Origin of the sequence: Vibrio sp. V04_P4A5T148, assembly GCF_963875605.1 — a bacterium.
In the GTDB taxonomy this organism is placed as follows: Bacteria; Pseudomonadota; Gammaproteobacteria; order Enterobacterales; family Vibrionaceae; genus Vibrio; species Vibrio anguillarum.
Genome location: NZ_CAWNMS010000031.1, coordinates 42,889 through 50,757 on the forward strand (window position 1 = coordinate 42,889; position 7,869 = coordinate 50,757).

The following is a 7,869-nucleotide window of genomic DNA, read 5'->3' on the forward strand; positions in this document are numbered from 1 at the left end:
CCAAGTGACAGATGTGTGACTTGGCGCTACCGAACTAAGCGTTGACCGCTTTTGAAGGACGAGAATAGAGCGCGGAATCGTTACGATAAGGGACAATATAGCTTTCCCCTTCTTCTGGATGGACGATTTGATAATACTGCGGCAGATTGAAGTTAATAAGTTTAGCGGAGAGTGGGTTACCGTCGCGCACTGAGGTATAAAAGCTGTTGACGTTGGCGATCATCTCATCTTTTTCGCCGCTGAACTGGTGATAGACTTCAATTTGGTTCGACTCATCCAACACATAAATGTTGAAGCCTTTATCGGTATCTTCAAAGAAAAACTGCACTAAGCCTTCACTAGCAAAACCATCGACGATTTCCGGCAGTTGATAATCTTGATCGCGATCGAGCATTAACAGCGGTGAACCTTTCAATTTGTTGGTTGAAATACTGCGGTAAAAATCTACCGAATTTTCCAACTTCTGTACCGAAACCCCTCGCCGCTCAAAAAACAGACCATACATTTGATCGCCAATGCGTAACGCTTTAAAACGGCGACGTTTCTCTTGCTCTACCGGTTTCAAACGCAAATCGATACATTCCGCCAGCAACTGGTACACCATGTTGCGCATCACGCCACGCAGACTTTTGCTGTAACAAAATACATCGACAGACTCTGGCGGTAGCGCATCTTGGTGCATTTTGCCAAGCACGGTTTTCAACGCGTCGAGCATCGCCGTTTCGCCAGTAAAATGGAGAGTCCGTACTTCATGCCACGAGTTGCGATACACTAAATCGACACTACCGACTAAGCTTTTTTGTTCAGATCCGAAACTGAAAATATCTATATTTTTCAAATCAATTTTGAGCGATTTACCGCTTAATTCCGCGGTAGGATCATTTTCAAAGTTGATGAACATCGCCAGTTGGCTGATTTCACAAGGGCTCGCTAAGGCCTGCATGGTCGGCCGCCGCTTACGCAACGAGAAGGTATTACGCAAATCGCTAACCATTTGATAGAACTTATCAATATCCAACTGTGCGTCACGTACTACTGAATGCAAATGAGTTGATTCCGTGATCAAACCATTAAAGAAGGCCCAAGAGACCAGCTTACTGAGGTATTCATTATGCTCAAGGAAAGGTTGGCCAATCATACGATGGGCAACCAGAGGCTGTTTATACAGATACCAGCCTGCCTTATTGGTTCGCCCTTCTCGAACTTGAATGAACGAGAGATCCGGCTCGTGCAGATCTGGCGAAATTTGTGGATTCAGTAGCGTGACTTTACCCGGCAACACCTCAAACACCGCATACAACTTACGCGCGAGGATTGATATATCTTGTGGGCTAATGGCCGAGGTGATGTCATTACGACGCGCAAACTGGATCAGGTTTCGATAGCTCAGCATCAACGCATCTAACAACGCATGATGGACGACTTTAACTTGTTCAACTTTCCAATTACGGCGATTATCTAATTCTTGAACAACAGATTCCGACCAATTCCACTGCTGAATCATGTGGCTTAATGCTTCTCGACGCCATGCCACGGAGCCTAAGCTTGGTTCACGTGATAACTTTTCATGCGTTTTGAGATAGAAACAACGACGCACCAGATCAAGACGGGCAGAATCACCAATGCGTTCAAGGTAACGCGTCACTTTTTCAAGCATCAAATAGTAAGCATCCATACTGTACAAATCAGGTTCATGAGTAAAAAACCGTCGTTTGGTATCAATGCTTAATAATTGCGTGTGTGGATACTCCCACGAATACGCCTCAAGCAGAATCGCTTTTAACACTGACTTGTAAGGCGAGTCGATGCTTTTATAAAGCTGCCAAAGGTTTGCGCCGAAATACTCTTCAGCAGGAATGCGGTTCAATTTACCAAAATCGATCCATTCACTGCAGTTGATGTAACCATTGTTGCACAATTCATGCACGTATTCGTCGTAGCACTCTTCCATTTCAGGAGGCACGATTTGCCACAGTAAACGCTTACCTGCCAACCGAACAGCAGAACGATAGAACTCGTCTAATAGCAGAAGATGCTGCGATGAACCGCAGTTTTCGCCTGTCATCTGCTCAGAATGATTACTGCGAAAACGTAGCTCATCCATCAAGAAAAAGTTAGCTTCCACCCCTTGGCTCTTTGCCCAATCAGTGATCAACAAACATTTGTTGCTTAAGCTTTCCCGCTCATCACAGCTCATACTCGATGCTACACATACCCAAATATCTAAGTCACTCGAGGTGCTTTGACCGATCGACGAGGTACTGCCCATGGTATACAGAGCAAGAATAGCGGGGGTGTCTGCGGTCGGTAAGGGTTGACCTAAGGTGAGTTCTGTATCTTCAACCAGCTGACGTTGGATGTCGTTAGGCTCAAAACCATAGACACCATAAGGGACTTTTGCATCGTAGTAGCCGGGAATAATCGGGTGATTGAAGTGCAGTAATGCAGGAATGAAATGAAATACACGTTGACTTTGCAAATCCATAAGCGCCAGCGCACGCTCGGTACGTTGCTGGTTGAGATTGTCTAATCGTTGAATTAACGTCTTGGTGTAAGCCTGCAAGGTTGATTCCTTGGTTGAAACATTAACACGCGCTTTGATTATATTTTATTCTAAAGCACCAAAAAAACGTGATCAATCTAACATTTTCTTTCCATTTGGTAAAGCCCTCTCGATGCATATCACACTCAGGCAGAGCATGCCTACAATGCGCTCCAATGACCTTGGCTATAGTGTCGTAGCTATTTACACTTTGTCGTAATAGCTCATTATATAAACGAGATATAAATCACACAATTTTGACCAATTTATGCTATCTCTTCATCAATCCTTCACAGCTACGATCTAGTAGTAAACCTTTCATAGCGGGAATGATAGGATTAAACCATCCATTACCTACACTCGGGATTATCATGACTCACGCAACACCCATTCGAATCGCCACACGTAAAAGCCCGCTCGCCCTTTGGCAAGCTTATTATGTTAAAGATGCGCTGCAAGCGGCTCATCCTGGCCTAGAAGTGGAATTAGTGACCATGGTAACCAAAGGCGACGTCATTTTAGATACGCCTTTAGCTAAAGTGGGTGGTAAGGGGCTTTTTGTCAAAGAGTTGGAAGTCGCTATGCTTGAAGGCCGTGCCGATTTGGCAGTGCATTCAATGAAAGATGTTCCCGTCGATTTCCCTCAAGGGCTTGGACTAGTGACGATTTGTGAACGCGAAGATCCACGTGATGCTTTTGTTTCAAACACCTATCAAAGCATTGAACAACTGCCTCAAGGTGCCATCGTCGGCACCTGCAGCCTACGTCGCCAATGCCAACTCAAAGCATATCGACCAGACCTTGTGATTAAAGAATTGCGTGGCAATGTCGGTACTCGTCTTGGAAAACTCGATGCAGGTGAATACGATGCGATTATTCTCGCCGCAGCAGGTTTAAAACGTTTGAAGCTTGAAGATCGCATTCGCAGCATTATTGAACCAGAACAATCGCTTCCTGCAGTAGGGCAAGGTGCAGTCGGGATTGAATGCCGTTTAGATGACGAACGTTTAAGAGCATTGCTTGCGCCACTCAACCATTCTGACACGGCTGATCGCGTGAAATGTGAACGAGCCATGAACCTAACATTAGAAGGCGGTTGCCAAGTACCTATCGGTAGCTACGCATTGCTCAATGGTGATCATATTTGGTTAAGAGCATTAGTCGGTGAGCCTGATGGTTCTAAGATTGTACAAGGTGAAATTCGCGGCCACCGCTCCGATGCCGAGCAACTAGGAATCACGCTTGCCCATCAATTGCTCAATGATGGAGCGCGAGATATTCTGTCCAAACTCTACTGCGAGCACGAATAAAGCATGACGGTGTTGGTCACTCGCCCCGAAAATCAAGGGATTGAACTTTGCCAACAATTAGCGGATCTCGGTATCCGCTCCGTTCACCATCCATTGATTCAGATTAATGCAGGAGCCGATCTCCCGTATTTACTCCCAGAACTTCAGCAATGCGACATTATTATTGCGGTTAGCCAAAACGCGGTGACGTTCAGTCATCAATTTTTGCAAGATCACCGATATTTTTGGCCAAATGACGCCAGATACCTTGCCGTTGGTCAAAAAACCGCACATGTTTTCAGCAAATTAAGCCAACAAAAAGTACACTATCCGCAGATAAGTGACAGTGAACACCTGCTTGCCCTACCGCAGTTGCAATCAATATCGGGCCTTAAGGTGATGATTTTGCGTGGTAATGGCGGACGTGAGCTCATCCACGACAGCTTAATCGAGCGTGGTGCTGATGTGGTATATAAGGAAGTGTATCGACGCGATACGATCACCTTCTGTGCCGCTGAATCGATATCTCTGTGGCAGCAACAGCAAGTCACTCAGTTAGTTGTCACCAGCTCAGGTCAACTCAATTTTATGATGGATCAATTCTCTGATTCACAACGACTCTGGCTGCTAAATTTAGCTCTTTTTGTCCCAAGCGAGCGAATTCGACAAGAGGCGCTGCACATGGGATTTGGGTGCGTCACGAACGTGGGAAGCGCCTCCAATACAGAACTCGCGGCTAGTATTAGCCAATCTAGACAGGACTCTAAGCATGACAAGCAAAAATAATAACCCGCATATTGAACCTGAAAAAGCAGCCACACCTCCTCTGGTTACAGAAAAAGACGCAACGGATAACCTTGATTCACCAAAAAGTTACGTGCAGGATCCCACTTCTCAGCCTGAAGAAAAGAGTGATAAACGAGCAAAGCGCAGCATCAAACTTTCTGTTATTGCAATTAGCCTATCCATCATTTTCAGTGGTGGTATAGCCTATCAAATGCAGCAAAAAGACGCTGTTTACCAAGCCAAAATCAACGCATTGCAGACTCAATTAACACAAACCCAAAGTCAGCTCGCGGCTGAAATCAATCAAATAAAGCAAGAAACACAAGCCAAAGCGGACCAACTCACTCACAAAACTGACGTAGCCTTGAATCAACAGCAAAAAAGTATCGACAGCTTGCAACTGGCGATAGCTGATATCAAAGGCCGCCGTCCCAACGACTGGCTACTAGCAGAAGCAGATTACTTAGTGAAACTAGCAGGCCGTAAACTTTTTCTGGAACATGACATCGTCAGCGCGACCAAGCTAATGGAAAGCGCTGATCAGCGTATTGCTGAATTGAATGACCCAAGCTTAGTGCCGCTACGCAAAGCCATGGCGCGTGACATTACTCAGCTCAAAATCATCCCATTGATTGATCGTGAAGGGCTAGTGTTACGCTTAACAACCTTACAGCAACAAGTTGACACTCTACCGCTGGCCAATGCCATGTTGCCTGAAACTCAGCAGCAATCAGCACCACAAGTTTCCGAAAATATTAACGACTGGCAAAATAATCTCGTTAGCTCATTGAAAGACTTCTCGGAGAACTTCATTACCTTCCGCACTCGAGACGGTAATGCCATTCCGCTACTGTCACCTGAACAGCACTTCTATCTAAAAGAAAATCTCAAAGCAAAATTAGAAACCGCCATTAAAGCCGTATACGCAGAACAACAAGAAATTTATACAACGGCACTGAGCACGGCAGATAAATGGTCAGCCAGCTTCTTTAATTCCGATGATCAGAGTGTGCAGCAGTTTAATCACGCGCTATTGCAGCTCAGTAAACAAAATATACAAGTGCAATATCCAGTTAAACTTGAAACTCAGCACGAACTCGCTGATGTCATCACTGAACGCCTACGCCGTGAAGTCTCTCCAATGAGCGTTACGGAGGATAAGTAATGTTTAGAGTCATCTTTCTTTTTGTAGTATTAGGGGCCGGTTTATTTGTCGGAACCCAATATGCTGGCCAGCAAGGTTATGTTCTTATCTCTATAGCTAATAGAACAATAGAGATGAGCGTGACCACCTTAGTGATCTTTGTGATTGCACTCCTCTCTGGATTATTTAGCTTAGAGTATCTCCTCAAAAAAGCATGCTACGCCAGTTCAAACACATTAAACTGGTTCAGCGTACGTAAGTTAAAGCGCTCTCGCCGTTATACCAATGAAGGTATCATTAAACTTCTAGAGGGAGACTGGAAGCAGGCAGAAAAGAAAGTCACTCGCTGGGCGAACCACCATGATATGCCGCTACTCTGCTATCTTGTTGCATCGGAAGCCGCGCAGGGAATGGGCGACAGAGCAAAACGAGATTATTATTTAGATCTCGCTAGTCAACAAAGTAACGCAGGCCTAGCCGTTGAATTAACTCGTGCCAAACAACAAGTACGAGAAGGAGAGTTTGAGCAGGCGCTAAGCACTTTATCAGCCTTACAAGCCACTCATCCGAATAACACCATCGTGCTCAACTTACTCAAGACAACATACGTGCACCTAGAACAATGGCAACCGCTGCTTGAGCTTTTACCTAAGCTCCAAAAAGCAAAACAGATTAATGCGGACGAGAGCCAACAACTGAACCAAAAAGCACAATGCGGTTTACTAAAAAACGTCGCCCAGCAACAAGGTAGCGAAGGCTTAATCAATCATTGGGACAAGCTCCCAAGGAAAACCAAAAACGACGTCATTTTAACTCAATGCTTCATCGAACAGTTGATCCAACGAAAAGCAGACTCGCAAGCATTTACCGTCATTAAAGAAACATTAAAAAAACATCCAATGCCAGCTCTGTATTCATTATTGGCAGAGCTCAATTTGCCAGATAGATACCCAGCAATTTTGTTGTTACAAGAAGCCATTAGTAAGGATAGTGGTAACGCCGAAGCACACAGCGCACTGGCTCAATTGTATATGAGAGAGCAAAAATGGGCAGAGGCGCAAAACCATTTGGAAAAAGCGTTATCTCTCCGTGCCAATGTATCTGATTACGCTTATCTTGCCGATAGCCTTGAAAAACAAAACTACCCTAAAGCCGCCGCAGAAGTCTCACGTAAGGCACTGACCATGATAGAGCATGTTTAAATGGCAATCTAAGCACCTAAAAATAACCTTATACCAATTAAAGAAAAGTACGATCTCATTAAGGCTATCTAGCCATTGTTAAATATCACGATGGATAGCCTTAATAGCACCGATTTTAAAACGCTGGCGAGCCAACAAAAACCATCCTAATTCTACTATTACCCGCTTGAACACCTGGGATTTCCTGGATAATTTCTTGATCAAAATGCCATTTAACTTAAGGCCGAGCACGGCACAAAACCTCGAACTGTGAAGCCGCAGCGATTTGAATATGCGTATTTATTTGGGTCGGCATGCCCCTATAAAAAGGAATAGGTGAGGCCGTCGTTATAATGGATGGTGCTGGTAGGTATATAAGTGCAGTTTAGTCATGTCAGTGTCATCACGTTTCTTCCTACTCACCGTGCTAAATCCAATAGAGCAAGTGTGCAGTTGGCTCACGCTAACCAACAAAGTTTTGCGGATCACAACGACATTATGTCTGAGGTGTTCAATGTGTAAAATCGATTTTTGGAAAGTACAGATAGGGTGATCAAGATATGTTCGAGGGATTGAATTAAGCTATTAATTTTCCAGATTGGCATGTTGATATAAAACGAAAAAAACCGCTGTAAAAACAGCGGTTTTTTCTTTAAAAGTGGCGGAGAGATAGGGATTTGAACCCTAGGATAGCTATTAACCATCGCCGGTTTTCAAGACCGGTGCTTTAAACCACTCAGCCATCTCTCCACAAATTGTCACTAAAAATTAGTCTTACTTTGATAATGCTATATTTTTAGTTTTGCTTTCATATTTTTAATGATATGTAAGCGATATTCAAAGCCTGGCGATGTCCTACTCTCACATGGGGAGACCCCACACTACCATCGGCGCTGTTGTGTTTCACTTCTGAGTTCGGCATGGAAT

At 44.5% G+C, this 7,869-nt stretch carries 6 protein-coding genes, 1 tRNA gene and 1 rRNA gene; 5 read left to right on the forward strand and 3 right to left on the reverse strand.

Annotation, left to right across the window (positions count from 1 at the left end):
* Positions 1-34 precede the first annotated feature (34 nt).
* Entirely contained in the window at positions 35-2,563 is a 2,529-nt protein-coding gene (locus tag AACT18_RS06130) for a class I adenylate cyclase (protein ID WP_094125689.1), read from the reverse strand.
* Positions 2,564-2,913: 350 nt separating this feature from the next.
* Between AACT18_RS06130 and hemC the strand changes: the two genes are divergently transcribed.
* From hemC to AACT18_RS06155, 5 genes are all read left to right on the forward strand, one after another.
* The gene (hemC, locus tag AACT18_RS06135) at positions 2,914-3,852 is read left to right on the forward strand and encodes a hydroxymethylbilane synthase (RefSeq protein WP_094125690.1); all 939 of its coding nucleotides are present in this window, start codon (positions 2,914-2,916) and stop codon (positions 3,850-3,852) included.
* 3 nt (positions 3,853-3,855) lie between these two features.
* The gene (locus AACT18_RS06140; RefSeq protein WP_094125691.1) at positions 3,856-4,617 is read left to right on the forward strand and encodes a uroporphyrinogen-III synthase; all 762 of its coding nucleotides are present in this window, start codon (positions 3,856-3,858) and stop codon (positions 4,615-4,617) included.
* Positions 4,601-5,782, forward strand: a complete 1,182-nt coding sequence (locus tag AACT18_RS06145) for a uroporphyrinogen-III C-methyltransferase (protein WP_088720697.1) — start codon at positions 4,601-4,603, stop codon at positions 5,780-5,782. The genes AACT18_RS06140 and AACT18_RS06145 overlap by 17 nt, the downstream gene beginning before the upstream one ends.
* A complete protein-coding gene (locus AACT18_RS06150) occupies positions 5,782-6,963 on the forward strand; it encodes a heme biosynthesis protein HemY (RefSeq protein ID WP_094125692.1) in 1,182 nt (393 codons plus the stop codon). The genes AACT18_RS06145 and AACT18_RS06150 overlap by 1 nt, the downstream gene beginning before the upstream one ends.
* Before the next feature lie 357 nt (positions 6,964-7,320).
* The gene (locus AACT18_RS06155; RefSeq protein ID WP_157722350.1) at positions 7,321-7,464 is read left to right on the forward strand and encodes a hypothetical protein; all 144 of its coding nucleotides are present in this window, start codon (positions 7,321-7,323) and stop codon (positions 7,462-7,464) included.
* Positions 7,465-7,601: 137 nt separating this feature from the next.
* On the opposite strand, the gene AACT18_RS06160 is transcribed toward AACT18_RS06155, so the two are convergent.
* Together AACT18_RS06160 and rrf are read right to left on the reverse strand one after the other, a co-directional pair.
* Positions 7,602-7,692 (reverse strand) — tRNA-Ser (locus AACT18_RS06160).
* Between the two features lie 92 nt (positions 7,693-7,784).
* Positions 7,785-7,869, reverse strand: a 5S ribosomal RNA gene (gene rrf / locus AACT18_RS18135); the annotation flags it as partial.